The organism is Streptomyces sp. cmx-4-9, from assembly GCF_046548835.1.
Classification (GTDB): domain Bacteria; phylum Actinomycetota; class Actinomycetes; order Streptomycetales; family Streptomycetaceae; genus Streptomyces.
In genome coordinates, this window is the sequence record NZ_JAEBEE010000002.1 from 848,509 (window position 1) to 874,396 (window position 25,888).

General features: G+C 73.2%; 25 protein-coding genes. 9 read left to right on the forward strand and 16 right to left on the reverse strand.

Annotated features, from left to right (window positions below; translation table 11 throughout):
- Positions 1-284: 284 nt before the first annotated feature.
- A complete protein-coding gene (locus tag ACLJTM_RS10075; protein ID WP_411103101.1) occupies positions 285-1,457 on the forward strand; it encodes a hypothetical protein in 1,173 nt (390 codons plus the stop codon).
- Here ACLJTM_RS10075 and ACLJTM_RS10080 read toward each other — a convergent pair.
- From ACLJTM_RS10080 to ACLJTM_RS10095, 4 genes are all read right to left on the reverse strand, one after another.
- Positions 1,454-2,056, reverse strand: a complete 603-nt coding sequence (locus ACLJTM_RS10080; protein ID WP_411103102.1) for an EF-hand domain-containing protein — start codon at positions 2,054-2,056, stop codon at positions 1,454-1,456. The genes ACLJTM_RS10075 and ACLJTM_RS10080 overlap by 4 nt on opposite strands.
- Positions 2,057-2,225: 169 nt before the next feature.
- Complete coding sequence (locus tag ACLJTM_RS10085) at positions 2,226-2,615, reverse strand: VOC family protein (protein ID WP_411103103.1); 390 nt, start codon at positions 2,613-2,615, stop codon at positions 2,226-2,228.
- A gap of 24 nt (positions 2,616-2,639) precedes the next feature.
- Positions 2,640-3,602, reverse strand: coding sequence for a nucleoside hydrolase (locus tag ACLJTM_RS10090; protein WP_411103104.1), 963 nt, complete (start codon positions 3,600-3,602; stop codon positions 2,640-2,642).
- 99 nt (positions 3,603-3,701) lie between these two features.
- The gene (locus ACLJTM_RS10095; RefSeq protein WP_411103105.1) at positions 3,702-4,343 is read right to left on the reverse strand and encodes an endonuclease; all 642 of its coding nucleotides are present in this window, start codon (positions 4,341-4,343) and stop codon (positions 3,702-3,704) included.
- A 185-nt stretch (positions 4,344-4,528) separates the two neighbouring features.
- Between ACLJTM_RS10095 and ACLJTM_RS10100 the strand changes: the two genes are divergently transcribed.
- On the forward strand, positions 4,529-4,705 hold the full coding sequence (locus ACLJTM_RS10100) for a hypothetical protein (RefSeq protein WP_411103106.1): 177 nt from the start codon (positions 4,529-4,531) through the stop codon (positions 4,703-4,705).
- 60 nt (positions 4,706-4,765) lie between these two features.
- On the opposite strand, the gene ACLJTM_RS10105 is transcribed toward ACLJTM_RS10100, so the two are convergent.
- Together ACLJTM_RS10105 and ACLJTM_RS10110 are read right to left on the reverse strand one after the other, a co-directional pair.
- Entirely contained in the window at positions 4,766-6,808 is a 2,043-nt protein-coding gene (locus tag ACLJTM_RS10105; protein ID WP_411103107.1) for an MMPL family transporter, read from the reverse strand.
- A 251-nt stretch (positions 6,809-7,059) separates the two neighbouring features.
- Positions 7,060-7,371, reverse strand: coding sequence for a hypothetical protein (locus ACLJTM_RS10110; RefSeq protein ID WP_411103108.1), 312 nt, complete (start codon positions 7,369-7,371; stop codon positions 7,060-7,062).
- A 208-nt stretch (positions 7,372-7,579) separates the two neighbouring features.
- Here ACLJTM_RS10110 and ACLJTM_RS10115 point away from each other — a divergent pair, with 208 nt between their 5' ends.
- Complete coding sequence (locus ACLJTM_RS10115; RefSeq protein ID WP_411103296.1) at positions 7,580-8,785, forward strand: AI-2E family transporter; 1,206 nt, start codon at positions 7,580-7,582, stop codon at positions 8,783-8,785.
- A 218-nt stretch (positions 8,786-9,003) separates the two neighbouring features.
- On the forward strand, positions 9,004-10,569 hold the full coding sequence (locus tag ACLJTM_RS10120) for an oleate hydratase (RefSeq protein ID WP_411103109.1): 1,566 nt from the start codon (positions 9,004-9,006) through the stop codon (positions 10,567-10,569).
- Between the two features lie 253 nt (positions 10,570-10,822).
- Here the strand turns inward: ACLJTM_RS10120 and ppk2 are convergent, their stop codons facing one another.
- From ppk2 to ACLJTM_RS10165, 9 genes are all read right to left on the reverse strand, one after another.
- Positions 10,823-11,827, reverse strand: a complete 1,005-nt coding sequence (gene ppk2, locus ACLJTM_RS10125; RefSeq protein ID WP_411103110.1) for a polyphosphate kinase 2 — start codon at positions 11,825-11,827, stop codon at positions 10,823-10,825.
- Positions 11,828-11,868: 41 nt separating this feature from the next.
- Positions 11,869-12,717 carry an aldo/keto reductase gene (locus ACLJTM_RS10130; protein WP_411103111.1) on the reverse strand — a complete coding sequence of 283 codons (849 nt, stop codon included), beginning with the start codon at positions 12,715-12,717 and terminating at the stop codon, positions 11,869-11,871.
- 90 nt (positions 12,718-12,807) lie between these two features.
- The gene (locus ACLJTM_RS10135; RefSeq protein ID WP_411103112.1) at positions 12,808-13,248 is read right to left on the reverse strand and encodes a PTS fructose transporter subunit IIA; all 441 of its coding nucleotides are present in this window, start codon (positions 13,246-13,248) and stop codon (positions 12,808-12,810) included.
- Positions 13,245-13,850, reverse strand: a complete 606-nt coding sequence (gene dhaL, locus ACLJTM_RS10140) for a dihydroxyacetone kinase subunit DhaL (protein ID WP_411103113.1) — start codon at positions 13,848-13,850, stop codon at positions 13,245-13,247. The genes ACLJTM_RS10135 and dhaL overlap by 4 nt, the downstream gene beginning before the upstream one ends.
- Before the next feature lie 51 nt (positions 13,851-13,901).
- Entirely contained in the window at positions 13,902-14,906 is a 1,005-nt protein-coding gene (gene dhaK, locus ACLJTM_RS10145) for a dihydroxyacetone kinase subunit DhaK (RefSeq protein ID WP_411103114.1), read from the reverse strand.
- 205 nt (positions 14,907-15,111) lie between these two features.
- Entirely contained in the window at positions 15,112-15,933 is an 822-nt protein-coding gene (locus tag ACLJTM_RS10150; protein ID WP_411103116.1) for a DUF2382 domain-containing protein, read from the reverse strand.
- A gap of 263 nt (positions 15,934-16,196) precedes the next feature.
- Positions 16,197-17,444, reverse strand: a complete 1,248-nt coding sequence (locus ACLJTM_RS10155) for a cytochrome P450 (RefSeq protein ID WP_411103117.1) — start codon at positions 17,442-17,444, stop codon at positions 16,197-16,199.
- Between the two features lie 115 nt (positions 17,445-17,559).
- On the reverse strand, positions 17,560-17,748 hold the full coding sequence (locus ACLJTM_RS10160; protein WP_411103118.1) for a DUF6381 family protein: 189 nt from the start codon (positions 17,746-17,748) through the stop codon (positions 17,560-17,562).
- A 118-nt stretch (positions 17,749-17,866) separates the two neighbouring features.
- Complete coding sequence (locus tag ACLJTM_RS10165) at positions 17,867-18,394, reverse strand: hypothetical protein (protein ID WP_411103119.1); 528 nt, start codon at positions 18,392-18,394, stop codon at positions 17,867-17,869.
- Positions 18,395-18,636: 242 nt separating this feature from the next.
- Between ACLJTM_RS10165 and ACLJTM_RS10170 the strand changes: the two genes are divergently transcribed.
- From ACLJTM_RS10170 to ACLJTM_RS10185, 4 genes are all read left to right on the forward strand, one after another.
- Complete coding sequence (locus ACLJTM_RS10170) at positions 18,637-19,485, forward strand: MIP/aquaporin family protein (RefSeq protein ID WP_411103120.1); 849 nt, start codon at positions 18,637-18,639, stop codon at positions 19,483-19,485.
- A 54-nt stretch (positions 19,486-19,539) separates the two neighbouring features.
- A complete protein-coding gene (gene glpK / locus ACLJTM_RS10175) occupies positions 19,540-21,057 on the forward strand; it encodes a glycerol kinase GlpK (protein ID WP_411103121.1) in 1,518 nt (505 codons plus the stop codon).
- A gap of 58 nt (positions 21,058-21,115) precedes the next feature.
- Positions 21,116-22,828 carry a glycerol-3-phosphate dehydrogenase/oxidase gene (locus tag ACLJTM_RS10180; protein ID WP_411103122.1) on the forward strand — a complete coding sequence of 571 codons (1,713 nt, stop codon included), beginning with the start codon at positions 21,116-21,118 and terminating at the stop codon, positions 22,826-22,828.
- Between the two features lie 213 nt (positions 22,829-23,041).
- Entirely contained in the window at positions 23,042-23,491 is a 450-nt protein-coding gene (locus ACLJTM_RS10185; protein WP_411103123.1) for an SRPBCC family protein, read from the forward strand.
- A gap of 124 nt (positions 23,492-23,615) precedes the next feature.
- On the opposite strand, the gene ACLJTM_RS10190 is transcribed toward ACLJTM_RS10185, so the two are convergent.
- Positions 23,616-24,179, reverse strand: coding sequence for a hypothetical protein (locus ACLJTM_RS10190; RefSeq protein WP_411103124.1), 564 nt, complete (start codon positions 24,177-24,179; stop codon positions 23,616-23,618).
- Positions 24,180-24,505: 326 nt separating this feature from the next.
- Here ACLJTM_RS10190 and ACLJTM_RS10195 point away from each other — a divergent pair, with 326 nt between their 5' ends.
- Positions 24,506-25,825 carry an LCP family protein gene (locus tag ACLJTM_RS10195; protein WP_411103125.1) on the forward strand — a complete coding sequence of 440 codons (1,320 nt, stop codon included), beginning with the start codon at positions 24,506-24,508 and terminating at the stop codon, positions 25,823-25,825.
- The last annotated feature ends 63 nt before the right edge of the window (positions 25,826-25,888 follow it).

The window sequence follows — 25,888 nt, forward strand, 5'->3', positions numbered from 1 at the left end:
TCGGAGCGCCGGGCTCGCCGCCGACCGTCGACGGGCCGCGCCGGGCACCGACCCCCTTGCTATCCGACTCCGAGTGGTCGCTGACAGTCATCTTTTGGGCATGTGCCCCCGACGGTTTGCGCCGCTCCCCTGACCACCGGGCGAACAGCGGCCCCCCGGCCCGCAGTGGCCACGATCCGGCGTGGACTTTGTCCGGAAGGGTGTCTGTCCTGCCCTCCCCGGTACGGCCATGATGTAAGCCGACGAGCCGTCAGGGGAGACGGCGCGAGGGGGACAGGACGCATTTGGCCACGCCCGGAACCGGAGCCGCCCGCAGCCGTACGGGACTCGCCGTGCTGTGCGCAGCCGTGCTCACGGCGCTGACAGTGCCACTGCCGGCGCAGGCGGCGGCCTCCGTACCCGGGACCGGCGGCCGCGGCAGTGCCTGCAACCCCGCGATCCGGGTGCTGGACTCGCTGCCGGGTCCCGGCGAGTCCCCCGAGCCCTGGAGGCCGGCCACGGAGGTCAGGGACCTCGGCCCGCGCGGGCTCTCCGTCGGCCGTTCCCACCACCGGCCCGTGTACTGGGTCGGCACGTCCGCGCACCCGGTCCCCCTGCCCACCGGATACACCCAGGGCGTCGTGGAGGCCGTCAACCGCTCCGGGGTGATGGTGGGCCGCCTCACCGGCCCCGGCAAGCCGCCGGCCGCCTTCCGGTACGTACGCGGTGCCCGGGCCGTGGCCCTGCTGCCGGGCGGCGAGCAGGCGAGCGACATCAACGACAGGGGTCGCATCGTCGGCCACCGGCGGGACGCCGCCGGGCGGGTGACCGGCGTGGAGTGGGCGGGCACCGCCGTGCGCCGCGAACTCGCACTGCCCCCGCAGATCACCGGCGTCGCCGAGGTCACCGGCATCAACGACGACGGCCGGATCGTCGGGCGGGGCAGCGGTGTGGCCGACGGGGAGGCGTACGAGACCGGCCTGGTGTGGCCGGCCTCCGCTGCCGCCCCCGCACAGGAGCTCAAGCCGTTCCACCCGGGCGACACCTACAGCAGCTACGAGCCGAAGGACATCGACGACGAGGGCCGGATCGCCGGCACGTACGAGTACACCCGCCTGATCACCTCGAACGGCGTCACCTGGGCGCCGCCCTACACGGACGTGACGTACGCCCCGAACCTCGGGGAGCGCACCCGCGGCTCCTTCGAGGACATCAGCCCGACCACCGGCGTGAGCGTCGGGACCGCCTCCGACTCGACGATGGTCGGCCCCTTCCCGCCGGAAACCGCCCCGCCCCACCAGGCCGTGCTCTGGAAGGGCAGCGGCCCCACCCTGGCCCTGCCCCGGCTGGCGCCGGCCGGCCACAGCGGGGCCGCCGCCGTCTCCGACGACGACCGGGTCGGCGGTTTCGCGGTCGACGCCGCGGGCACCCTGCACGCCGTCATCTGGACCTGCGCTTCCCGCCAGGCCGCGACCTAGTGCGGTGACCGGGAAGGTTCACCGGGTCGCGGCTCCCGGCAGACCTCTCCGGTCACCGACTGGTCCGGGATGCGGCCGCAGACGTGGTTGCCCGGATCGGCCGGGTCGTCGCTGAGCCAGAACTGGGTCCACAGCGTGGCGAATTCGGAACGGCTGAGGTGGCCGTCGCCGTCCAGGTCGAGCAGTGCGAAGACCTCGTCGGTGTCGACCTCCAGGCCGTGCCAGGCCTCGATGAGCCGGCGGTGCTCGGTGCGGGAGATCCGGCCGTCCCCGTTCTGGTCCACGGCGTCGAAGAGGGTGTCGGCGGTGGCCGTGACGGCAGCACGCATGGAGGGCAGCCGGTCCACGACGCTGAAGAACTCGTCGATGTCGACCTTGCCGTCGTTGTCGGCGTCGGCGGCGGCCAGGAGGGTCTCCCACCAGCCCAGGGAGACGGCGTCCACCCGGGCCTGCAACTCCGAGCCTGCTTCCACCCCCGGCAGCCGGCCCCAGCGGCCGGCGAGGGCCTCGAAGTCATCCCTCTGCAGATAGCCGTCGCCGTCCACGTCGAACGCGGCGAACATGCCCCGGATCTTGCGCTGCTTGAACGTGCCGGCCATGCGCGGCCCTCTTTCCCACGTCGGATCGTTCCCACGTCGAACCTGAACGGCAACTGCACGTCGAACCTGAAGCGCAACTGCCCTGCGTCATCGGTCATTTACCCTAGGTCGCCGACCCCGGGGCGGGTGCCGGTCATCTGCGAATTGCCGCTATGGCTCATCTGTTCGGTCAGGGCCGGTAGCGCAGCGGGTGGTCCGCCGGCACCTCCACGACGGCGATCCGCACACCGTCGGGGTCGGTGATCCACATCTCGATGAGCCCCCACGGCTCACGCAGGGGCGGCCGCAGGACGATCCCGGCATCCCGGCCGTGCACCTCCTCGTACACCGCCTGCACGTCCGCGACCTGCAACCACAACTGGAGTCCGGGCGACTGAGGCTGCAGGGCGCGGCCCGACACCTCCAGGAAACCGCCGCCGAGGAAGTAGACCGTGCCGCGCTCGGCGCCGGTGCCGAACTCACGGTGGACGGCGAGGCCCAGGACGTCCCCGTAGAAGGCACGCGAGCGCTCGGGGTCGGTGGGGTGCAGCAGGATCCTGCTGCCCAGTACGTGCACCATGACTGCCTCTCTCGTCCGTCCAGGTCAGGAAGCGGCCGGCCCGCTCGGGGCTCGCGCCCCGAGGGCCGCGACGGCGGCGACCATCCGGTCCCAGAACGGCCCGGCCTCCAGGCCCACCGCGACCCGGGCGTTGACGGGCCGGCCGGTGGAGCCGTGCAGGTCCACCACGGTGGCCCCCCGCGTGTACCGGCCGTGCAACTCCACCGTGACGTTGCCCTCGACGCAGTGCACCAGCCCGGGATCGAGGACCCGGGCCACCGCGACGGGGTCGTGCAGCGGCGGGCTGGGGAAACCCCACAGCGTGCGGTACGTGGAGCCGAAGAAGGTCACCAGTTGTGCGCAGGTCCGGCCGAGAGGGGTGCCCAACGCCTCGAAGCGGGCCACCACCTCGGGCGTGGCCAGCGCCTGGTGGGTGACGTTGAGCCCGCACATGGTGACCGGCACCCCGGAACGGAAGACGATGTCCGCGGCCTCCGGGTCGGTGAGCACGTTGAACTCGGCGGCCGGCGTCCGGTTGCCGCGCTCCGTGGAGCCGCCCATCAGGACGATCTCGCGGATGCGGGAGGCGTCCTGCGGATACCGGGTCAGCAGCAGGGCGATGTTGGTCAGTGGCGCCGTCGGCACCAGCGTGACCGGTTCGGGATGCCCGGACAGGATGCGGTGGACGAGGTCCACGGCGTGCTCCGGCACCACGTCCACCGTGGGAGCGGGGAACAGGGGCCCGTCCAGGCCGGAAACCCCGTGCACGTCGTCCGCGACGGCAAGGGGCTGGACCAGTGGCCGGTCACAGCCCGCCGCCAGGGGCACGTCCGTGATCCCCGCGACCGTGCACACCCGACGGGCGTTCAGGGTGGTCTTCTCCAAGGTCTGGTTGCCGGCGACGGTGGTGACGGCCAGCAGGTCGACCGCCGGGTCCCCGGCAGCCAGCATGATCGCGAGGGCGTCGTCGTGTCCGGGATCGCAGTCGATGATGATCGGGACGGGCACGTCACTCCTGCCGCTGCGGGGGCGTGGGGCTCCAGTCTGCCGCCGCGCACGGACCCTGACCACCCGGCCCCGGCCGGCGGGCGGGGCGGGCGCGGGCCCTCAGCTGCTGCGCAGCCGGTCGGCGGCTCCGGGCGTCAGACTCATCCGCACCAGCCCGTCGGCGAGGCGCACGAACTCACCCGGAGGGACGAGCTCGGCGAGGGCCCCGGCGCTGCGCGGCAGCCCGACCCCGGCGGCCGCGTCGCACACCCGCGCATCGGCGAACGGGCGCAGTTCCGGCCAGACGTCCTGGACCTCGCGGCAGAAGATGTCGGCGCCGGTGGGGCCGATCCGCGGCACCTCCTGGAGCAGCTCCCGTACGCGTCCGAGCTCGCCGCCCGCCTCCTCGCGGAGCGTGCGCAGGTCCCCCCGCCGGCGCTCCAGCAGCAGCTGCGCGCCCTCGCCCAGGGCCGTGGCCGTCCGCTCGTCGTAGCGCCGGTAGCGGGCCCGCCCCAGGGCCTCGACACGGGCCTGCCACGCCGAGTCCGCCATCTTCCGCGGGGTGCGCAGGCCGGCTCGGAACAGGGAGCGGGCCGCCGCGACCGCCGTCTGCGTACGGATCGGCGCGGACAGCAGCACGCACAGCACCAGGAGCTGGTACAGCGGGGCAGGGGTGTCCCGCAGCCGGATGCCGGCCTCGTGCGCATAGGTCTCCCCGTGCGCGCTCAGCACTCGGCGGGCCGTCGTCTGCGCGGGGTCCATGGGCGTCCTCACCGGGTCGGCGCTGCCGGAGTCGCAACCGGAGCCCGTTGCGGCGCTCCGGCTCCTCCGACCGGGTGCCTGCCCACCCTCGTGCCGGTCATTCACCGTCCGCGGGCGGGTGGCGCCCTCGTCCGCGGGTAGACGTGGGGTACCTGGTCGACGAGGTGTGCAAGGGAGTGGCCGCCATGGAGGACAAGCACGGTGAGCAGGGGACGGGCGGAGGCCGGGAGGAGCAGGTGCCCCAGCCGGGACCGGACCCGGTGCACCCCGAAGCCAGCAGGCCGGTCCCCGGCATCAGCCCGGAGGAGCTCAGGAAGCGCCAGGAGCGGCTGATGGACGAGGGGCACCACCACGGCGGGTGACCCCGAGGGCCGCGCAGCGCCGAGCCGCCACCCCGGTCGGGGGTGGCGGCTCGGCCGTGCTCAGCGGGGACGGCGGCTCAGCCGCCCCGGCCACCAGGCCCGGGGGCCGATGTCCAGGACCAGGGCCGGGACCAGGAGCGAGCGCACGACCAGGGTGTCCAGCAGCACACCGAAGGCCACGATGAAGGCGATCTGCACGAGGAACGCCAAGGGGATCGCGCCCAACGCGGCGAAGGTGGCGGCGAGGACCACTCCCGCGGACGTGATCACGCCCCCGGTGGCCGTCAGTCCCCGGGTGACACCCTCGCGGACGCCGTGCCGCAGCGACTCCTCCCGGACCCTCGACATCAGGAAGATGTTGTAGTCCACGCCCAGAGCGACGAGGAAGACGAACCCGTACAGCGGCACGGAGGAGTCCGTGCCGGTGAACCCGAACACGTACCGGAACACGAGGGCGGACACGCCCAGGGTGGCGAAGAAGTTCAGGGCCACCGTCGCCACCAGCAGGACGGGCATCACCAGGGACCGCAGCAGCGCCACCAGGATGAGCAGGATGACGGCCAGCACCACCGGGACGATCACCTCGCGGTCCCGCTCGGCCGTCTTCTGCGTGTCGTAGGCCTGCGCGGTGTAGCCGCCCACCAGCGCCTGCGCTCCGGGCACCGCGTGGAGCGCCGTACGGAGCCGGACCACCGTCTCCTTCGCGGCCGCGCCGTCCACCGGGTCCTCCAGGACGACGTCGATGCGTACCCGGCCGTCCTTCTCGGCGCGGACGGCCGCCGAATCCACCCCCTCGGTGGCTGCGGCCCGCTCGCGTACCTCCGCCTGCCGGGCGCCCGAGGCGATCACTACGGCCGGATTGCCCGCGCCGCCCGGGAAATGCCGGCCGAGGGCCTTCTGCCCGGTCACGGAAGGCGCCTCGTTCACGAAGATCTCGTCCAGCGGAACGCCGCCCGAGTGCAGCAGGGGCGCGAAGGCCGCGCAGGCGAGCAGTCCCGCCAGCGCCGCGGCCCACACCCGGCGGGGGGCCCGGGCGACCAGGGCCGCGATCCGGGCCCAGACCCCGGTCCCGCCGCTCTCGGCCCGTACGTGCGCCGGCCAGTAGGCCTTGCGCCCCAGCAGGACCAGCGCGGCCGGCAGGAAGGTGAGCGCACTGACCACCGCGCAGACGATTCCGATGGCACCGACGGGGCCCAGTGCCCGGTTGTTGGTCAGGTCGCTGAGGAACAGGGCGAGCAGACCCAGGGCCACGGTGCCCGCACTGGCAACGATCGGGCCCCAGGACTGCCGCAGGGCCGCGCGCATGGCCGCGTACCGGTCCTCGGTGCGGCCCAGTTCCTCACGGAAGCGGGCGGTCAGCAGCAGGGCGTAGTCGGTGGCCGCGCCGATGACGAGGATGGACAGGATCCCCTGGACCTGGCCGTCGACCCGGACCAGGTCCGCCTTCGCCAGGGCGTAGACGACCGCGCAGGCCGTGGAGAGGGCGAACACCGCCCCGATGATGATCAACAGCGGGAGCAGCACGCTGCGGTAGACCAGCAGCAGGATGACGAGCACGGTCACCAGGGCCACGCCGAGCAGCAGCCCGTCGATCCCGGCGAAGGCCTCGGACAGATCGGCCCGGGTGGCCGCCGGCCCGGTCACGTGGAAGGAGGTGGCGGCGACCCGGGCGCCCGCGTCCCGGATCTCGGCGACCGCGGCGGGGAGTTCGTCCCCCAGCGCGGGATCCAGCGGGACCACCGCCTGCATCGCCCGGCCGTCGCGGGACGGGACGACCGGGGAGGGCGCGCCCGCGGCCCAGGGCCGGTCCGCGAGAGCGGCGAGGGCCGTCTGCGCCGCGGCGACCTCGGCGCCGGTCACGCCCGCGGCGCCGTCCGCCGTCCACACCACCACCGCCGGCAGCGGCTCCTCCTGCCGGAAGGCGGCCGCCGCCTGGGCGACCCGGGTGGATTCGGCGCTGCGGGGGAGGAAGGCCGCCTGGTCGTTGGTGGAGACCTCGCCGAGCTTTCCGGCGTACGGTCCCAGGCTCCCCCCGATGCCCAGCCAGGCGACGAGGAGGAGGGCGGGCACCAGCCACCGGGCCAGTCGGGGCGAGACGCGCATGATGCTCCTGGGGATGGTGCGTACGGAGGGACGGCCCACCGGCCGGCCGGTCAAGAGTGGGCCACGGCCGGTGCCGGAGGCGGCTGACACGCCCCCGGTGCGGCGCCCCACCCTCGCTGCCCTACGGCCGTACGGCAAGATGCAGCGTTTCTGCACCACTTCGGGGCCCGGCGGTCTGCGGACTTCGGAGCGGACTGCGCAGTGCGGTCTGGGGTCTGGGGTCTGCGGGCTTCCGGTCCGCCCGCCGGCCTTCAGGGGTCGAGCGCCGTCAGCCCGCTCTGCCAGCGGGCGCGCCGCTCCGCCGGGCTCTGCTCCCACCAGGGGGTGCCGCGCTCCCCGAGAGCGACCTTCGCCGTCTGGACGCGGGCCCGGGCGGCGCCCTCCGCCTGCGGGTCCTCGGCGCGCCGGGCCGCTGCGATCGCCCGGCGGGCCGCCATCAGGTGGCCGCGCAGCTGCCGGGCCGGTTCGGCCGGGATCGAAGGGTCGGTGGCACGCCAGCGCCGGCCCTTGACGACGATGTGGTGCCCGTCCGGCGTGAGCTCGGGCTGCGGGTTCGGTGACACCCCCGGCGTGTGCCCGCGATCCGGACGAACGATGTCCGAACGCGACCACCGGCACCTGCCTGAGTGCCGGAAACCGGGGCAGACGGCGGGAACAGACGGAAGGAGGCTCCGGATGCCCGGAAGCCGCACGTGGTTCGGCCGCGTGAAGGACGGCGCTGCCGCGCTCGGCGAGCGCCGCGCACTGGTGCAGGCGCGCCACGAAGCCGAGATGCAGGCCGAGCGGGAACGCGCGGCGGAGGCCCGCCGGATCCGTCCGCGCAATCCGGACCCCGCCCGGGCGGTGCCGTGGGGCGTACGGGTGGCGGCCGAGGCGGGCTGGCGGTTCCTGGTCCTCGCGGCCGCCCTGTGGGTGGTCATGCGGGTCATCGGCTCCGTCCGGCTGGTCGTCCTCGCCTTCGCGGCCGCGCTGCTGATCACCGCGCTGCTGGAGCCGACCGTCTCGCGGCTCAACCGCGCCGGGCTCTCCAGGGGACTCGCCACCGCCGTCACGGCGATCTTCGGGTTCGTGGTCCTGGGACTGGTCGGCTGGTTCGTGGTGTGGCAGGTGCTCGACAACCTGGACAACCTGTCCGGGCGCCTGCAGGAGGGCATCGAGGAACTGAAACGCTGGCTCCTCAACAGCCCCTTCCACGTGACCGAGCAGCAGATCAACGATGTCGCCGGCAGCCTCAGCGACGCCATCGGCACCAGCACCAGCGAGATCACCTCGACCGGGCTGCAAGGCGTGACCGTCCTGGTGGAGATCCTCACCGGCATGCTGTTGGCGATGTTCTCGACCCTCTTCCTGCTGTACGACGGCAAGCGCATCTGGGAGTGGACCCTCAAGCTGGTGCCGGCCGCCGCCCGGCCGGACGTGGCCGATGCGGGCCCGGCGGCCTGGCGGACGCTGACCGCATACGTCCGCGGCACCGTGATCGTCGCCTTCATCGACGCCCTGTTCATCGGTCTCGGCATCTACTTCCTGGGCGTACCGCTCGCCGTCCCCATCGGCGTCGTGATCTTCCTGGCCTCGTTCGTGCCCCTGGTCGGCGCCGTGGCGTCCGGGGCGCTCGCCGTGGTCGTCGCGCTGGTCACCCAAGGGGTGTTCACGGCGCTGATGGCCCTGCTGGTGGTGCTCGTGGTCCAGCAGATCGAAGGCCACGTGCTGCAGCCGTTCATCCTGGGCAGGGCCGTACGGGTCCACCCGCTCGCCGTGGTCCTGGCCGTCGCCACCGGCGGGGTGGTCGCCGGCATCGGCGGAGCGGTCGTCGCCGTCCCGCTGGTCGCCGTGGCCAACACCGTGATCGGGCACCTGCGGGCGCACGCCGGCGAGGAGGAGCCGGCGCAGCCGGACGACCCGGCCGGGCCGGACCCCGTACCTGCCGTGGCGCAGCAGGCGGACCCGCCCGCGGCGCCGGAGCAGAAGCCCGGCTGACCTGCCGCCCGCCGACCCGCCCGCCGACCCGCCCGCCGCCCTTCGGCCGGGCCCGCTGCCGCGGGCACCGGACCGGCCCGGAGGGACGGACTGGGCCGGGTGGCCGCGTCCGGCTGTCGCCGGGGCCGCGGCGGCCCGAGGATGCGGGGGAGGCGGTGTGCGGACCCCTGCGTGAGCGGGTCCGCCGCCGCGAACCGGCGAACGGGCGGAGGAGCAGAATGCCGAAGGCGTATCTGGTGGGCGGAGGGATCGCATCGCTGTCCGCGGCGGCGTTCCTCATCCGCGAAGCGGGCTTCGCAGGCTCGGACATCCTGGTCCTGGAGGAGCAGGACCGCGAGGGCGGCAGCCTGGACGCGGCAGGTACCCCGGAAACCGGGTACACCATGCGCGGCGGCCGGATGTTCGAGATCCACTTCGAGTGCACCTACGACCTCCTCGGCTCGATCCCCTCCCTGGACGACCCGTCGAAGTCGGTCACCGAGGACACCTTCGCCTTCCACGAGGACTTCGCCTGGGACGACCGCGCCCGACTCGTGGACGCCGCCGGCAAGGTGGTGGACGCCCACACGATGGGATTCTCCGAGCGTGACCGGCTGGAGCTGGTCACGTGCTCCGCCACCCCGGAGAAGCACCTGGACGGCAAACGCATCACGGACTGCTTCAGCGAAGGCTTCTTCCGCACCAACTTCTGGTGGATGTGGTGCACGACCTTCGCCTTCGAACCCTGGCACAGCGCGATCGAGTTCCGCCGCTACCTCAACCGCTTCGTCCACCTCTTCAAGACCTTCGACTCCATGTCGGGGATCTACCGGACGCGCTTCAACCAGTACGACTCCATCGTCCGGCCCCTGGTGAAGTGGCTCACCGACCAGGGCGTCACCGTGCAACTCGGCACGACCGTCACGGACATCGCCCTCGCCGACACGGACGCGCTCACCGCCACCGCCCTGACGTGGACGCGGGACGGCGCGAGCGAGCAGGTGACGCTCGGCCCCCGGGACCTCGTCATGGTCACCAACGGCTCGATGACCGCCGCCTCCACCCTCGGCTCCACCGACACCGCGCCCGCCTTGGACGCCGATGCAGCCGGCGGCTCCTGGCGGCTGTGGGAGTCCCTCGCCGCCAAGCGCCCCGGCCTCGGCGACCCGTCCGTCTTCAACTCCTCGGTCGGCGACTCCACATGGGAGTCCTTCACGGTCACCACCCAGGACCCGCTCTTCTTCGAGCTGATGGAGAAGTTCTCCGGCAGCGAGGCGGGCAAGGGCGGACTGATCACCCTCAAGGACTCGGCGTGGCTGCTGACCATCGTCCTCAACCACCAGCCGCACTTCCGGGACCAGCCCGAGGGCACCTTCGTCTGGTGGGGGTACGCCCTCTTCCCGGACAGGAAGGGCGACTTCGTCACGAAGCCGATGCGCGCGTGCACCGGCCGGGAGATCCTCGACGAGGTGCTGCACCACCTGCGCTTCGAGGAGGCCCCGCGGATCCTGGAGAACTCCGTCGTGATCCCGGCCCTGATGCCCTACATCACCAGCCAGTTCCTCGTCCGCAGCGCGGGGGACCGGCCCCAGGTCGTTCCCGAGGGCTCCACCAACCTCGCCTTCATCGGCCAGTACGCTGAAGTCCCCGACGACGTGGTGTTCACCGTCGAGTACTCGGTGCGCACCGCCTGGACGGCCGTCGCCACGCTGCTGGGCCTCGACCGGCAGCCGCCGCCGGTCTTCAAGGGCCGCCACGATCCGAAGGTCCTGGTCGAGGCCTTGCACACGATGCACCGGCGCTGACACGGCGGGCGGGGCCGGTGGGGCCGGCGAGGCGGGGGCCGGACCGTCGCGGGGGAGAAGGCCGTGCACAAGCCCCCGCCGCGGTGGCGCGGTGGAGGCCTCGCGGGTCGCCGGTCCGGCCGTACCCGTGATCCTCCGACCCGCCACCGCGTGCCGAAGGCCCCCGCAGCGGGACCTTCGGCGGCCGTCGGAGCTGCGGACACGTCCGCCCCCGCCCGGCCGCGCCCGTGTGGCACCCGTCGCCGGCGGTGGCTCAACTGCGCGGTGCGGGGCCGCCCTCGGAGGGGCTTCCTTGCTGCGGGTGGCGACCGGGCCCCAGCGGGGAGCCGGCCAGCGGGGTGGGGGACAGGGCGGTGGCCTCCTCTCCCGCCTCCAGCAGGGTGTCGGCGGCGCCCACGATCAACGGGTCCGGCTCGCCGACCGCCTCGGCGTCCTTGCGGTCGTAGTCGATGCGCCCCAGCAGGCTCCGGATGGCCTCCAGCCGGCCCCGCCGCTTGTCGTTGTTCTTCACCACCGTCCACGGTGCGTGCTCGGTGTCGGTGGCACGGAACATCTCCACCTTCGCCGTGGTGTACGCGTCCCACAGGTCCAGGGAGGCCACATCCGTGGGAGACAGCTTCCACTGGCGCACCGGGTCGACCTGGCGGATCGCGAAGCGGGTGCGCTGCTCGGCGCGCGAGACCGAGAACCAGAACTTCACCAGCAGGATCCCGTCCGCCACCAGCATGTCCTCGAAGGCCGGGCACTGGCGCAGGAACAGCTCGTAGGCGTCCTGGGAGCAGAAGCCCATCACCCGCTCGACGCCGGCGCGGTTGTACCAGGACCGGTCGAAGAAGACGATCTCACCGGCGGTGGGCAGGTGGGAGACGTACCGCTGGAAGTACCACTGGCCGGCCTCCCGCTCGGTGGGCTTGTCCAGAGCGACGATCCGGGCCCCGCGCGGATTGAGCCGCTCGGTGAACCGCTGGATCGTGCCGCCCTTGCCCGCGGCGTCCCTCCCCTCGCAGACCACCACCATCCGCGACCCGGTGTCCTTCACCCAGCGCTGCAGCTTCAGGAGTTCGATCTGCAGGATCCGTTTGGTCCGCTCGTACTCCTCCCGCCGCATCCTCCGGTCGTACGGATAGTTCTCCTGCCACGTCCGTATCGGCGCTCCCGACGAATCCAGCAGTACGGGCTGCTCCGGGCGCTGGTCGTCGACGCTCAGGCCGGCCAGCAGGTCCTCGGCGTGGGTCCGGTCCCACTCTTGTTCGCTCACCTCGCTCACCTACCCCGGCTGGGGCCCGCTACGACTGCCGCTCAGTCGTGGATGCGGGCACGGCCGATCCGGCTGACCACGGCCGGGTCCCGGTGGGAGAAGAACACGGACTCGCCGGTGTCCAGGCCCGCGATGCGGGCCATCTGGCCGGCGCTGAGCTCGAAGTCGAAGACGTCCAGGTTCTCCGCCATGCGGTCGGCACGGACCGACTTGGGGATGACCACGACCTGACGCTGGACGAGCCAGCGCAGCACCACCTGCGCCACGGACTTTCCGTGCTCCGCGCCGATCCCGCTGAGCACCGGGTCGGTGAACAGGTGGTTGCGGCCCTCGGCGAACGGCCCCCAGGACTCGATCTGGACGCCCCGCTCCCGCATCAGGTCCTGGTCGGCGGTGCGCTGGTGGAAGGGGTGGGTCTCGATCTGGTTGACCGCGGGCACGGTCTCGTTGTGCTCGATGAGGTCGACGAGCCGGTCCGGATGGAAGTTGGAGACGCCGATCGCCCGGACCCGGCCGTCCCGGTTCAGCGCCTCCATCGCCCGCCAGGAGCCGTGGACGTCGCCGAACGGCTGGTGGATCAGGTACAGGTCGAGGTGGTCGAGGCCGAGGCGGCGCAGCGAGGCGTCGAAGGCGCGGTGGGTGTTCGCCTCGCCGGCGTCCTGGACCCAGAGCTTGGTGGTGACGAACAGCTCCTCGCGGGGGATGCCGCTCGTGCCGATCGCACGGCCGACGGCTTCCTCGTTGCCGTACGCGGCCGCGGTGTCGAGGAGCCGGTAGCCGGCCGCCAGCGCGTCGCTGACGGCCCGCTCGGTCTCCTCCGGCGGGATCTGGTAGACCCCGAAGCCGAGGACCGGCATCTCGACGCCGTTGTTGAGCGTGACGTGCTGCATGGCGGGTTCCTTCGCTGCGGGTCTCGGTTCGTGGACCGGCGTCCGGGCGGCGCGTCCACCGGGGCGCGGGGGAAGGCGGTGTCGCCCCGGTCAGGACTTGCGGTACGCGTACGCCTCGCCCGCGGCCGAGGCCACCCCGTCCAGGGAGGCTCCCGCGGAAGCGGCGACCACCGCCGCCACCGCGCCCTCCACGAACGGCGCATCCACCAGCCGCGACCCGGGCGGCAGCTCGTCCTCCACGAGGAGGGCCTTCACCGTGAGCACGGCGCTTCCCAGGTCCACCAGCAGGGCGACCCCGGCGCCGCGGTCCACTTCCCGGGCGGCCGCCGTGATGCGGTCCGCGCTCGTGCCGAGGCCTCCGTCGGCCGTGCCGCCCGCGGCGGCCACCGGGGCCACGGCTCCGCCCGCGGCCAGCCCGCGGGCCAGTTCCGCCACCGATGCGGCAACCGCCGCGCTGTGGGACACCAGCACGATGCCGACCGTCCCCGCCGCAGGGTCCGTCCCGCCGCCCGCCGGCTGCGCCGCGCTCACAGCGGGCCGTTCGCCACGTCGGCCAGCGCGGCGAGCAGCAGCGCCGAGGAGGTGGCACCCGGGTCCTGGTGCCCGATGCTCCGCTCGCCCAGGTAGCTGGCCCTGCCCTTGCGGGCCTGCAGCGGGACGGTCGCCCCGGCGCCGCGTTCCGCCGCCTCCGCGGCCGCCCGGTAGGAGGTGTCCAGCGCCGCCACCCCCGGGACGAGGGCGTCGAGCATGGTCTTGTCGCCGGGGGCGGCGCCGCCGAGCTGCGCCACCGCCGACACCCCGGCGTCCAGGGCCTTGCGCACGTCCTCGTCGGACACGTCGGCGGCCTGCCCGAGCTCCTTGCCGGTGCGCCGCAGCAGCGTCCCGTACAGCGGGCCCGAGGCACCGCCCACGGTCGAGATCAGGGTCCGGCCGGCGAGCTGGAGGACGCCGGCGGGCGTGTCCGGGGGGTCCGCGTCCAGAGCGGCCCGGACCGCGGTGAAGCCGCGCATCAGGTTGCTGCCGTGATCGGCGTCCCCGATGGGGGAGTCGAGCTCCGTCAGCCGGTCCGCCTCACGTTCCACGGCGGCCGCGGCCGCCGCCATCCACTGCCGGAAGAAGTCTGCGTCACGCACCGGATCTCCTCGCCTCGCATCGCCACGGGTCGGTTCCTCGGAAGGCGGAGGTCAGCGGCCCCACCGCAGCGCCGCCGTCTGCACCGGCGCGTCCCACAGCCGCAGCAGCTCCGCATCGGCCCGGCACAGGGTCACCGAGCAGCCCGCCATGTCCAGCGAGGTGACGTAGTTGCCGACGAGCGCCCGCGCCACCGGCACACCCCGCGCCTCCAACACCCGCGCCACCTCGGCGTGGAACCCGTACAGCTCCAGTAGCGGCGTCGCGCCCATGCCGTTGACCAGGGCCAGGACCGGGCCGTCTGCCGGCGCCACCTGGGCGAGGTCCTCCAGTACGGCGCCCACCGCGAACTCTGCGATCTCCCGGGACGCCATCATGGCCCGGCGTTCGCGCCCGGGCTCGCCGTGGATGCCCACCCCGAGCTCCAGCTCACCGTCCGGCAGGTCGAAGGTCGGACTCCCCTTCGCCGGGGTGGTGCAGGCGCTCAGGGCCACTCCGAAGCTGCGCGAGCACTCGTTGACCTTGCGGGCCACCGCCGCGACCTGTTCCAGCGGGGCGCCCTCCTCGGCCGAGGCCCCGGCGATCTTCTCCACGAAGAGGGTGGCCCCGGTGCCCCGCCGGCCGGCCGTGTACAGGCTGTCGGTGACCGCGACGTCATCGTTGACCAGCACCCGCTCGACGCGGATACCGTCCTCCTCGGCCAGTTCGGCGGCCATGTCGAAGTTCAGCACGTCACCGGTGTAGTTCTTGACGACGAACAGGACCCCCTGCCCGGAGTCCACCGCCTTGGCCGCCTGCGTCATCTGGTCGGGCACCGGGGAGGTGAACACCTCGCCGGGGCACGCGGCCGACAGCATGCCGTACCCCACGAAGCCCCCGTGCAGCGGTTCATGGCCCGAGCCGCCGCCGGAGACCAGCCCGACGCGGCCGCCCTCGCGTGCATCACGCCGTACGACGACCCGGCGCTCCACGTCCACGTCCAGATCAGGATGGGCGGCGGCCATTCCCCGCAGGGCGTCGGCGACGACGGTTTCCGCACTGTTGATCAGCATTTTCATGCGTATCTCCCGGTGACGCTTCCAGAGTACTCGGGCTGCCCGCCCCTCACTTCGACGGTAAGCCCTGGAGGAGGTCCACCGCTCCGGACGCGCCAACCCCGTGGAACCCTGCCCGGACCCGCGGCGCCGGGGACCGGACGCGGGGAGGGCCCGGACTCGTCGAGTCCGGGCCCTCCGTCACGCAGGCGGCCGAAGCCGCGCCGGATCAGCGGCGCGGGCCGTTCCTGCCCTCGCCACGGCGGGTGTCCTTGCCCTCGTCGTAGCGGACCTGCTCCTTGCGGACGGTGTCGGAGACCTCCTGCTGCTCCGTCACCTTCTCGGTCTCCAGGCGGACGCGCTCGACCGGCACGGTCTCCTTGCGCGTCACCGCGCGCTCCGCGTGCAGCGTCACTTCCTTCTCCGCCTCGCCGATGTCGCCGCGCACCCGCTCGCCCTTGCGGATGGGCTCGCGCACGACGCGGACCTCCTCGTGGCTGACGGGGACGGTGGTGGTGACGTTCTCGGTGACCACGACCTTCTTCAGCCGGGCGCGCCCGACCTCCTCGTTCGTCGTGCCCACGTGCAGCCGCTCCTCGGAGCGGATCACCTCGTCGTTGCCGCGGCCCTCGCCCCGGTCGTCGACGTACGTCCCGGTGGCGATCCCCGGGGCGTCCACCGCGGTGCGGCGGGTCTTGCCGTTGCCGTTGCCGTTGCCCTTGTCGTGGGAGCCGGCCAGGCCGTAGTGCAGGTACAGCCTGCGCTCCTCCTCGACGTCCAGGTGCTGGTCGGCGTCGACGCGCGGGGCGTCCTTGACGAGCTCCTTGGCGTGCGGGACGTGCAGGGCCCGGCCGTCGCTCCGGGCGCCGGCCAGCGGGACGAACGACTCCTTCATGCCGAACCAGCCGGTCTTGACGGTGACCCACTCGGGTCGGCCGGTCGCGTCGTCGCGGTACACCTGGCCGATGCTGCCGATCTTCTCACCGTCGGTGTCGTAGGCCGTGAGGTTGATCAGCTGCTCGGTGCTCAGGAATCCGTTTCCAGCGCTCATCGGTGAATCCTCCAGTGCGGTACGGCACGTGGCGCGCAGCGACCTCGATGTCCCGCGCTCACCCCGTGCCCCCCTCCAGCCCGCACCCCGGAGCGCCCGCCCGCAACCGGTCGGCGGCGCCGCCACGGGCGGGAGGACCCCGCCAGGCGGGGCGACACCGGGTGTATCCGGGGTATGACCTGCCGTGACCGGGCTGAGCCGAACGGGTGAACGCGCGGATGCGTCCCGGCCGCCCCCGACACCGGCCCCGGGGGCGAACCGGCTCACGGCAGACTGAGCTCGAAGCGGCTGCGGGGGAGCGTCGGCATCCGGGACAGGGGGATGGTCAGGTCCTGGTCGGGGACCTCGAAGTCGAGCTGCGCCAGCTCCGAGACGACGGACGCGAGCACCGTGACGGTGATCTCCTCACCAGGCCGGCGGTGGCCCCGGGCCGGGTCGGCCCCGACCTGGGGGACGAGGTGGTCCAGCGGGCTGTTGGTACTGATGAACCGCTGCGGGTCGAAGCGGTACGGGTGGTCCCACAGGCCGGGGTCGTGGTTCTGCCCGTACAGGTCGAGCAGCACGAGAGAGCCCTTGGCCACGGGCTCGCCCCGCCAGGTCAGGTCCTGCGCGGCGACGCCGCCGACGAACGGGGCGAAGGGGTAGAAGCGCCGGACCTCGTGCGCGAACGCCTCGGTGTAGGCGCCCCGGGTGTCGGACCGCAGCAGTTCCCGGTGCCCGGGCCACCGGTGCAGTGCGTGGGCGGCGAAGGTCGCGAACCAGGCGACGGCGACGGTGGGGCGTACGAGGCCCAGCAGCTCGGCCGCGGCGGTGCGGAGGTCCAACAGCGCTCCCTGCCGGCCGCGGTGCCAGGCCACCGTCTCCAGGGCCGAGCGCTTGGTGACGGCCTCCGGCTGGGTCCGGCGCACCCGCGCGACGAGGTCGGCGAAGGCCTTCTCCTGCCGGACGCGGGCCCGCCGGGCGCGCAGACGCCGGGGGCCGGGAACGGCGAACCCGTCGACCATGGCCGTGCAGTCCCGTGCCATCTCCGCAGCCGCCGCGTCGCTCAGGGGGAGTCCCGCCCAGTCGCACACCGCCCGCGCGAGGACCTCGGCGACCGCGTCGAAGAGCACCATCCGGTCCTGCTGCCGGCCCGCCACCGCCTCGCGCCACCGCCAGCCGACGTGCCCGCCGAGCGTGGCAGCGCCGGCCCCGTCCTTGAGGAGGGTGGCGAACATTGCCGTACGGGCACGGTGCGCATCGCCGTCGGTGGCGGGCGAGCCGGCCCGCCCGTACCAGGCGTCGGCAACCGGGTCCGGCAGCGCGGCAGTTCGTACGACGTTGCGCCGGTCGTAGAAGAAGCGGGCCGCGCCCGGCCCGCCCAGGGCGACAACCGGCCGCCCCAGCAAGCGGGTTCTGACCACCCCCGCCGGCTCCCGGCGCATCCGGTCGGGCAGCCACGCGTACCCGTGCACCAGCAGGCCGAGGGTGGCGTCGCTCCAAGGGGCCGCGGGATTCCTGGAAGAGGTCATGCGGCCCGGCTACCCGGCGCGAGGTACGGCACACCCTCCCTCCCGCGGCGGCCGCGGCAGGGAGGGGCCGCGCAGATGGGCGGGCCCGCCCCCCCCGACGTCGGCACCCGCCTCGCTACATGGGGTCCATGGTGCCGCTGCCCGGGCCGTTCTCCTTCTCGCTCTTCTCCCGGATGTGCACAGCCTTCTCGGTGAGCCGCTGCCGTGTCGCGGGATTCGTCGCATGCTGCGCGGCCTGCTCCAGCTCCTGAGCCCTGTCGCGCATCTGCTGCGCGCGCTTGCTCGGCCGGCTCTCGTTGCTCATGATCGATCCTCGGGTCGGGGGACTACGGCTCTCCCCAGCCAACCAGCACCGGACAGCACCCGCCATGCGGCGCCCGGCCCGCCCGGACAGCGGGTGGGCCGGGCGCCGCGGACGCCGCTCACGAAACCGCGGGCCGTACCGGCGCCGCCGCCGCTGGCGACGGTACGGAGGGCGGCCCGGCCGGAGTGTGCGGGCAGGCGGCGCCGGCGGCGTCGGCAGGGATGCGCATGCGGCGCAGCAGGTCGCGCGTGGTGCGCCCGGTCAGGGTGCTGCGCCAGGTGAGGCCAGGGTGGCGGGCGCGCAGGTGCGACAGGGCCCGTGTGCCGAGGCCGGTGGAGCGCAGCGGCGTCTCGATGTCGACGCCGGTGATGACGCCCTCGGCGCACTCGGTGCAGAGGCGGTAGTGGACCTGGCCGACGACCTTGCGGCCGTGGACCAGGAGCAGGCACTCCTCTGCGGGACCGCTGTCGCCGGGGAGGCGGGAGGACAGGAACGCGATGTCGCGGTACGCCAGGATCCGCCTGCGCAGACGCCTCCCGAACGACTCGCGCCGGGCGTGGCCGGCCGCATGCGCCGGTTCTGCCGGGGTGTCGGGCAGGAGCGTACGGAACGGGGTGCTCGTCGGCCGTGCATGTTCTCCGGACATGGACCTCGGGTGCCCAGACGACGGCGCCTGACGCCTGCCCGTACGGGTGACCCGCGCTCGGCACCCCGGCCGGCGCCGGTCCGGCCGACCCGGGAAAGGCACCTGCCCCGCGGCCGCGCCACCGTGCGGCCAAGGGGCCGGGCCCACGGACATGCCGGGCGAGTTGTCCGGACTTAAACTGATCTATCGAGGATCCGAGGCAGTCGACGGCTGGTCGCAGGGCCGGCGGGAAGCGGGTACTCATGGCTGAGAAGCACAAGGGATCGGGTCTGGTCGGCGAACTCTCCGCCGAATTCGCCGGCACCATGATCCTCATCCTCTTCGGTTGCGGCGTCGTGGCCCAGGTCGTCGCCGGCGGAGCCCTCACGGACCCCGCGGGCGGCCTCGGCAACCACGACAGCATCGCCTGGGCATGGGGCCTCGGCGTCACCCTCGGTGTGTACGTCGCTGCCAGGCTGAGCGGCGCCCACCTCAATCCTGCCGTCACCGTCGCGCTGGCGACCTTCAAGGGATTCCCCTGGAGCAAGGTGGCCCCCTACGCGGTCGCGCAGACGGCCGGCGCCTTCGTGGCGGCCCTGATCGTCCGCTGGAACTACACCGAGGCCCTGGCCAAGGCCGACCCCGGCCACACCATCAAGACGCAGGGCGTCTTCTCCACCCTCCCGGCGAACGGCAACACGAACCTCCCGGTCACCGAATGGGGCGCCCTGCGCGACCAGATCATCGGCACCGCGCTCCTGCTGCTGCTGATCCTGGCCGTCACCGACCTGCTCAACACACCGCCGGGCGCCAACCTGGCGCCGTTCATCGTCGGCCTGATCGTGGTCGCGATCGGCATGGCCTGGGGCACCAACGCGGGGTACGCGATCAACCCGGCGCGTGACTTCGGTCCCCGGCTGGCGAGCTTCTTCACCGGCTACGGGGGAGCGTGGCGAGACCAGTACGGGCACCTGTACTTCTGGGTGCCGATCGTGGGCCCGCTGATCGGCGGCCTGCTGGGCGCGGGCCTCTACAAGGCCTTCATCGGCAGGTTCCTGCCCACCGCCGAGCCGGAGCCGCCCGGACGGATTCCCGCCCCCGACGAGAGCTGACCCGGCAGATCCGGCAGGCCGGCGCACAGGCGACACAGAGAGGCGGCACATCCCATGGCTGACTTCGTCGGCGCAGTGGACCAGGGGACCACCAGCACCCGTTTCATGATCTTCGACCACGCGGGCAGCGAGGTGGCACGGCACCAGCTGGAGCACTCCCAGATCCTCCCGCGCTCCGGCTGGGTCGAGCACGACCCGGTCGAGATCTGGGAGCGCACCAACTCGGTGATCCAGAACGCCCTCCGGCACGGCAACCTCGCCGCACAGGACCTGGCGGCCATCGGCATCACCAACCAGCGGGAGACGACCGTCGTCTGGGACCCGCGCACCGGCCGCCCCTACTACAACGCCATCGTCTGGCAGGACACCCGCACCGACTCCATAGCCGCCGCACTCGAACGCGGCGGTCAGGGCGAGGTCATCCGCCGCAAGGCCGGGCTGCCGCCGGCCACGTACTTCTCCGGCGGCAAGATCCAGTGGATCCTGGAGAACGTCGACGGGGTGCGGGAGGCCGCCGAGCAGGGGCACGCCCTCTTCGGCAACACCGACTGCTGGGTGCTGTGGAACCTCACGGGCGGCCCCGACGGCGGCATCCACGCCACCGACGTGACCAACGCCAGCCGCACCATGCTCATGGACCTCGAAACCCTCGACTGGGACGACGAACTCCTGGGCTTCTTCGGCGTCCCCCGGGCGATGCTGCCCACCATCAACCCGTCCTCCCACCGGGAGGCGTTCGGCGAGACCCGCACCTCCCGGCCGCTGCGGGCCGCCATCCCCATCACCGGCGTCCTCGGAGACCAGCAGGCCGCCACCGTCGGCCAGGTCTGCTACGCGCCCGGCGAGGCCAAGAACACCTACGGCACGGGCAACTTCCTGGTGCTCAACACCGGCACCGAACTGGTCCGTTCCCAGCACGGCCTGCTCACCACCGTGGCCTACCAGTTCGGCGACAGCCCGGCGATCTACGCGCTCGAAGGCTCCATCGCCGTGACCGGCTCCGCCGTGCAGTGGCTGCGCGACCAGCTGAAGATCATCAGTGACGCCGCGGAAAGCGAACGGCTGGCCCGTACCGTCGAGGACAGCGGCGGCATCTACTTCGTGCCCGCCTTCTCCGGCCTCTTCGCCCCGTACTGGCGCTCCGACGCCCGCGGCGCGATCGTCGGCCTCGCGCGGTACAACGACAACGGCCATCTGGCACGCGCCACCCTGGAGGCCATCTGCTACCAGAGCCGGGACGTCGTGGAGGCCATGGAGCAGGACTCCGGCGTCCACCTCGACGTGCTGAAGGTCGACGGCGGCGTCACCGCCAACGACCTGTGCATGCAGATCCAGGCAGACGTCCTGGGCGTCCCGGTCAGCCGCCCCGTCGTCGCCGAGACGACCGCGCTGGGCGCCGCCTACGCGGCGGGCCTCGCCACCGGCTTCTGGCAGGACACGGACGAACTGCGCACCCACTGGCAGGAGTCCAAGCGCTGGGAGCCCCAGTGGTCCGAGGACCGGCGCGCGGAGGGGTACGCGGGCTGGAAGAAGGCCGTCGAACGCACCCTCGACTGGGCCAAGGTCGAATAGGCCCCGCAGGATCCGGGCCGCACGGCGCGGCCGTACCAGGGGGGAGCAGGAGGAGACCATGGCCGAACCGGTGGCGCTCTCGCCCGCGGCCCGTACGGAGGCCCTCGCCCGGATGGGGGAGGCGGAGCTCGACATCCTCGTCGTCGGCGGAGGCGTCGTCGGCGCGGGAGCGGCCCTGGACGCCGCCACCCGGGGGCTGCGGGTCGGCCTCGTCGAGGCCCGCGACTGGGCCTCGGGCACCTCCAGCCGCTCCAGCAAACTCATCCACGGCGGCTTGCGCTACCTGGAGATGCTGGACTTCCGGCTGGTCGCCGAGGCCCTCAAGGAACGCGGCCTCCTGCTCCAGACCCTCGCCCCCCACCTGGTACGGCCGGTGCCGTTCCTCTACCCCCTGCAGCACCGCGTCTGGGAACGCCCGTACGTGGGCGCCGGCATCCTCCTGTACGACACGATGGCCACGGCCTCCGGTACCTCCCGCGGCCTGCCCCACCACCGCCACCTCGGCAAACGCCGCGCCCTGAGCGAGGCGCCCGCCCTGCGCTCCGACGCCCTGGTGGGCGCCGTCCAGTACTGGGACGCCCAGGTCGACGATGCCCGGCACACCCTCTACCTGGCCCGTACCGCCGCCGCGTACGGGGCGCTGGCCGCCAACCGGACCCGCGTCAGCCGATTCCTGCGGCAGGGCGAACGCGTCGTCGGCGCCGTCGTCACGGACCTGGAGAGCGGCGACGAGACGCAGGTGCGCGCCAAGCAGGTCATCAATGCGACCGGCGTGTGGACGGACGACACCCAAGCCATGGCCGGCACCCGCGGACAGTTCCACGTCCGCGCCTCCAAGGGCGTCCACCTGCTGGTCCCGCGGGACCGCATCAACTCCCGGACGGGGATCATCCTGCGCACCGAGAAGAGCGTGCTGTTCGTGATCCCCTGGGGACGGCACTGGATCATCGGGACCACCGACACCGACTGGACCCTCGACAAGGCGCACCCCGCCCTGAGTTCGGAGGACGTCGGCTACCTGCTGGAGCACGTCAACAGCGTCCTGGCCACCCCGCTGGTCCCGGAGGACGTCGAAGGCGTCTACGCGGGCCTGCGCCCCCTGCTGTCCGGCGAGGCGGCCGAGACCAGCAAGCTGTCGCGCGAGCACCTGGTCGCGCATCCCGTGCCGGGGCTCGTGGTGGTCGCCGGCGGGAAGTACACCACCTACCGGGTCATGGCCCGCGACGCGGTCGACGAAGCGGTGCGCGCACTGGACGAGAAGGTCCCCGAGTGCACCACGCACCGCGTGCCGCTGCTCGGGGCCGACGGCTACCCGGCCCTGTGGAACTCCCGCCACCACCTCGCCGAGCGCTCGGGACTGCACGTCGCCCGCATCGAGCACCTGCTCAACCGCTACGGCTCGCTGGTCCCCGAACTGCTCGCCCTGGTCGCGGACGACCCCTCACTTGGCGGCCCGCTGCCGAGTTCCGACGACTACCTCCGGGTCGAGGCCGTGTACGCGGTGACCCACGAGGGGGCCCGCCACGTGGAGGACGTCCTCGCGCGGCGCACCCGGATCTCCATCGAGTCGTGGGACCGCGGGGTGGACGCGGCGCGGACGGTGGCGGACCTGATGGCGCCGCACCTCGGGTGGGACCGGGCGCACCAGGACCGCGAGGTCGACCACTACCTGAAGCGGGTGGCCGCCGAACGCGAGGCCCAGGAGCAGCCGGACGACCGCACCGCCGACGCGGTCCGGCTCGGCGCCCCCGACATCATCCCGGTGCGCTGACCGCGCCCCCGTCCCCCGTCCCCCGTCCCCCGTCCCCCGGCCCGGGGGCCGGGCCGGGGCCCGACCGCTCCGGGCCCGACGTACTGAATCTGACGTTCCGTCCGCAGGCATGACCTCCCGCGCCGTGGGCACCCGCGTGTCCAGAGCAGCACTCATGACCGAGTCCGCGCCCCGGCAGCACAGGGGCGCGGCCCGCACGAGGAGGTTGGTTCCATGTCGCAGGTCGAGCAGTCCATCGAGGTCGACGTGCCGGTCCGCACCGCGTACAACCAGTGGACGCAGTTCGAGACGTTCCCGCACTTCATGCACGGGGTCGAGCGCATCACCCAGGTCAGCGAGACCCTGACGCACTGGGAGACGAAGGTGTCCGGCGTGCAGCGGGAGTTCGACGCCGAGATCACCGAGCAGATCCCGGACGAGCGGGTGGCGTGGACCACGGTCGGCGGCGAGGCCAAGCAGGCCGGCGTGGTCACCTTCCACCGCCTCGACGAGGCGCGCACCAAGGTGATGCTGCAGATGGACTTCGATCCCGAGGGCCTCGCCGAGAACGTCGGCGACAAGCTCGGTTTCGTCAAGCGCCAGGTCAGCGGGGACCTCAAGCACTTCAAGACGTACATCGAGTCCCGTGGCACGGAGACGGGCTCCTGGCGCGGCGCTGTCTGACGCCGATGGCAGACCCCCCGGAGGAGCCGAGAGCGGCTCCTCCCCGCAGAGCGGAGCCCGGCCGGGTGACGATGACACCGGCCGGGCTCCGTGCGTGGTACTGCGGGTTTCAGCGGTACGCGGCTCAGACCGGGGTGTCGGCGAGGGCGGCGAAACCCGGTGCGCAGGCGGCGGGCAGGTTCGCCGGCGTGAACGGGGTCCCGCTGGTGTTGCAGGTGGCCTGGTAGAGGACCCCGTCGCTGCCGAGGAGGGTGATGAACAGGTGGCCCTCGCTCTCCTCGGTCACCGAGACCGCGGTGTCGTAGGTGCACTGGGGGCCGCCCGGGACCAGGGCGAGGTTGATCCACACCCCGGGGTTGCGGCTGTCGTTGAGGAAGGCGTGGCCCTGCCGGTCGGTGGCGGTGCGGAACACGGTCTCGAACACCTCCGGCGACCCGGAGTAGTCCGCCACGGTGGAGCTGACGTCGCGGTCGGTCTCGCAGCGGCGGGAAGGCGCGTCCCCGGAACCCGCCGGGGCCTGCGCGGCCGGCGCCGGCTTGCCCGGGGCCGGCTTGGCGGGGGCGGCCTTGGCCGGAGCCTTGGGGTCGGGTCCGGAGTACGCCCCGGCAGACGGAGCCATGAGCGATCCTGCGAGCAGGGCGACCGACACGGTCGCGGCGCCCCGCACCGCCCAGGTGAGGTTCCGCATGTGATTCCTCTTCTCTCGTTCAGTTGCCGCCGCCCGCGGGCCTGACCCGGGACGGCCGCGCCGTCGCGACAGAAGATCGCAGCAGCGACCTCACGGGATTCGCACGCCGTTCCGCTAAGTCACCCGTGTGAGGTGCCGACCTGGAACCGAATGGCGGCACGCCGCGCACTCCCCGGGCGCCCCGCACGCTCCGAGCCGCCCCGTCCGCCCGCCGACGGGCCGCCGAGGACACGGACGCGCCGTGCGGCGCGTGACACCACGGGGCCGCTCCTCGCGGCAGTAACGTCATGGTTCGTCACTTTTGGCACTATTTTCGGGGATGTGCGTTGCGTCGACTCACCGTTGCCCTCACCCTGCTGGCCACCCTCGCCGGAGGCTCCCTCGCCGCCTCCCACGCCTCCTCCGCCGAGCGTGACACCCCTGCCGCCCACCGGGGCACCAACATCCTCGTCGTCGGGATCGACAGCCGCGCGGGCCTGTCCGCAGCCGAGAAGCGCCGCCTCCACGTGGGCGGCAAGGGGTGCAACTGCACCGACGTCATGATGCTCGTGCACCTCTCCGAGGGCATGCGGCGCGCCAGCATCGTCTCCATCCCCCGCGACTCCTACGTCCCGTACGCAGACCCCGCGGCCCCACCCGCGGCCCCGGGCCCGGCCCGCTCCGGGAAGATCAACGGCGCCTTCGCGATCGGCGGCGGCCCGCTGAGCATCCGCACCGTGGAGAAGGCCACCGGGCTGCACATCGACCACTACCTGGAGACCGGGTTCACCGGCTTCGAGCAGGCGGTCGACAACCTCGGCGGCGCCACCGTGTGCACCGACAAGAGCCTGAAGGACGACGGTTCCGGCCTCGACATCGGCGCCGGCGTCCACCGCACCGACGGCAACACCACCCTGCGCTACGTCCGGGCCCGGCACGTCAACCGCCCCGGAGACCTCGGCCGCGTCCGCCGGCAGCAGCGTACGGTCAACGACCTGCTGGCCCGGCTCACCGCCGAGGGTTCCCTCTCCGGGCCCCTCAACACGGCGCGCACCGCCCGCGCCCTGCTGAAGTCCGTACGCACCGACGACCGCACGGGGCTGGACGACCTCGTGCGCATCGGATGGGCGCTCGGCCGGATGCGCCCCGAGAACATCGAGTTCGCCACCGTCCCCATCCGGCTGTTCGACCACCGGGTGCCCGGAGTGGGCTCCACCCTGGTCTGGCACGAGGCACGCTCCGCCGCGCTGTGGGAGGCGCTGGCCGCAGACCGGCGCCTGACGGGGGACCGCCGCATCCAGCCCGTCCCGCAGACCCCGGTCGAGACGAACCCCGGCTCCATCGCCGTCCGCGTCGATGACGCCACGGTCGCCGCAGCCCTGCGCCGGAGCGGCTTCGTCGTCACCGACACCTCGCAGCCGGCGCCCGCCCAACGCCCCGCGGGCCCCGCCGTCATCAGCCACGGACCCGGCCGGGAGGCCGACGCCGCGACCCTCGCCGCCGCCCTGCCCGGCGCCCGCATCCAGCCGGTCGCCGACCACGACGCCTTCCTCGACGTCGCCGTCGGCACCGAACCCCCCGCAGTCAAGACCGTCACCTACGACCGGAACACCGCCGAGGGCGCCCCCGCCCCCGCCGACACCCTCCGCTGCCCCGGAACCCGGTAGGCGCCGCCCGCCCCCACCGGGCCGCCACGGGACTTCCGACCGGTGGACGCGGGCCCTTCGCTC

Bases quoted from the DNA above. Each gene is read 5' to 3' on its own strand.
- ACLJTM_RS10080 (WP_411103102.1), bottom strand. From the start codon at position 2,056: ATGGCCGGCACGTTCAAGCAGCGCAAGATCCGGGGCATGTTCGCCGCG.
- ACLJTM_RS10085 (WP_411103103.1), bottom strand. From the start codon at position 2,615: ATGGTGCACGTACTGGGCAGCAGGATCCTGCTGCACCCCACCGACCCC.
- ACLJTM_RS10095 (WP_411103105.1), bottom strand. From the start codon at position 4,343: ATGGACCCCGCGCAGACGACGGCCCGCCGAGTGCTGAGCGCGCACGGG.
- ACLJTM_RS10100 (WP_411103106.1), top strand. From the start codon at position 4,529: ATGGAGGACAAGCACGGTGAGCAGGGGACGGGCGGAGGCCGGGAGGAG.
- ACLJTM_RS10105 (WP_411103107.1), bottom strand. From the start codon at position 6,808: ATGCGCGTCTCGCCCCGACTGGCCCGGTGGCTGGTGCCCGCCCTCCTC.
- ACLJTM_RS10115 (WP_411103296.1), top strand. From the start codon at position 7,580: ATGCAGGCCGAGCGGGAACGCGCGGCGGAGGCCCGCCGGATCCGTCCG.
- ACLJTM_RS10120 (WP_411103109.1), top strand. From the start codon at position 9,004: ATGCCGAAGGCGTATCTGGTGGGCGGAGGGATCGCATCGCTGTCCGCG.
- ACLJTM_RS10130 (WP_411103111.1), bottom strand. From the start codon at position 12,717: ATGCAGCACGTCACGCTCAACAACGGCGTCGAGATGCCGGTCCTCGGC.
- dhaK (WP_411103114.1), bottom strand. From the start codon at position 14,906: ATGAAAATGCTGATCAACAGTGCGGAAACCGTCGTCGCCGACGCCCTG.
- ACLJTM_RS10150 (WP_411103116.1), bottom strand. From the start codon at position 15,933: ATGAGCGCTGGAAACGGATTCCTGAGCACCGAGCAGCTGATCAACCTC.
- ACLJTM_RS10155 (WP_411103117.1), bottom strand. From the start codon at position 17,444: ATGACCTCTTCCAGGAATCCCGCGGCCCCTTGGAGCGACGCCACCCTC.
- ACLJTM_RS10160 (WP_411103118.1), bottom strand. From the start codon at position 17,748: ATGAGCAACGAGAGCCGGCCGAGCAAGCGCGCGCAGCAGATGCGCGAC.
- ACLJTM_RS10165 (WP_411103119.1), bottom strand. From the start codon at position 18,394: ATGTCCGGAGAACATGCACGGCCGACGAGCACCCCGTTCCGTACGCTC.
- ACLJTM_RS10170 (WP_411103120.1), top strand. From the start codon at position 18,637: ATGGCTGAGAAGCACAAGGGATCGGGTCTGGTCGGCGAACTCTCCGCC.
- glpK (WP_411103121.1), top strand. From the start codon at position 19,540: ATGGCTGACTTCGTCGGCGCAGTGGACCAGGGGACCACCAGCACCCGT.
- ACLJTM_RS10180 (WP_411103122.1), top strand. From the start codon at position 21,116: ATGGCCGAACCGGTGGCGCTCTCGCCCGCGGCCCGTACGGAGGCCCTC.
- ACLJTM_RS10185 (WP_411103123.1), top strand. From the start codon at position 23,042: ATGTCGCAGGTCGAGCAGTCCATCGAGGTCGACGTGCCGGTCCGCACC.
- ACLJTM_RS10190 (WP_411103124.1), bottom strand. From the start codon at position 24,179: ATGCGGAACCTCACCTGGGCGGTGCGGGGCGCCGCGACCGTGTCGGTC.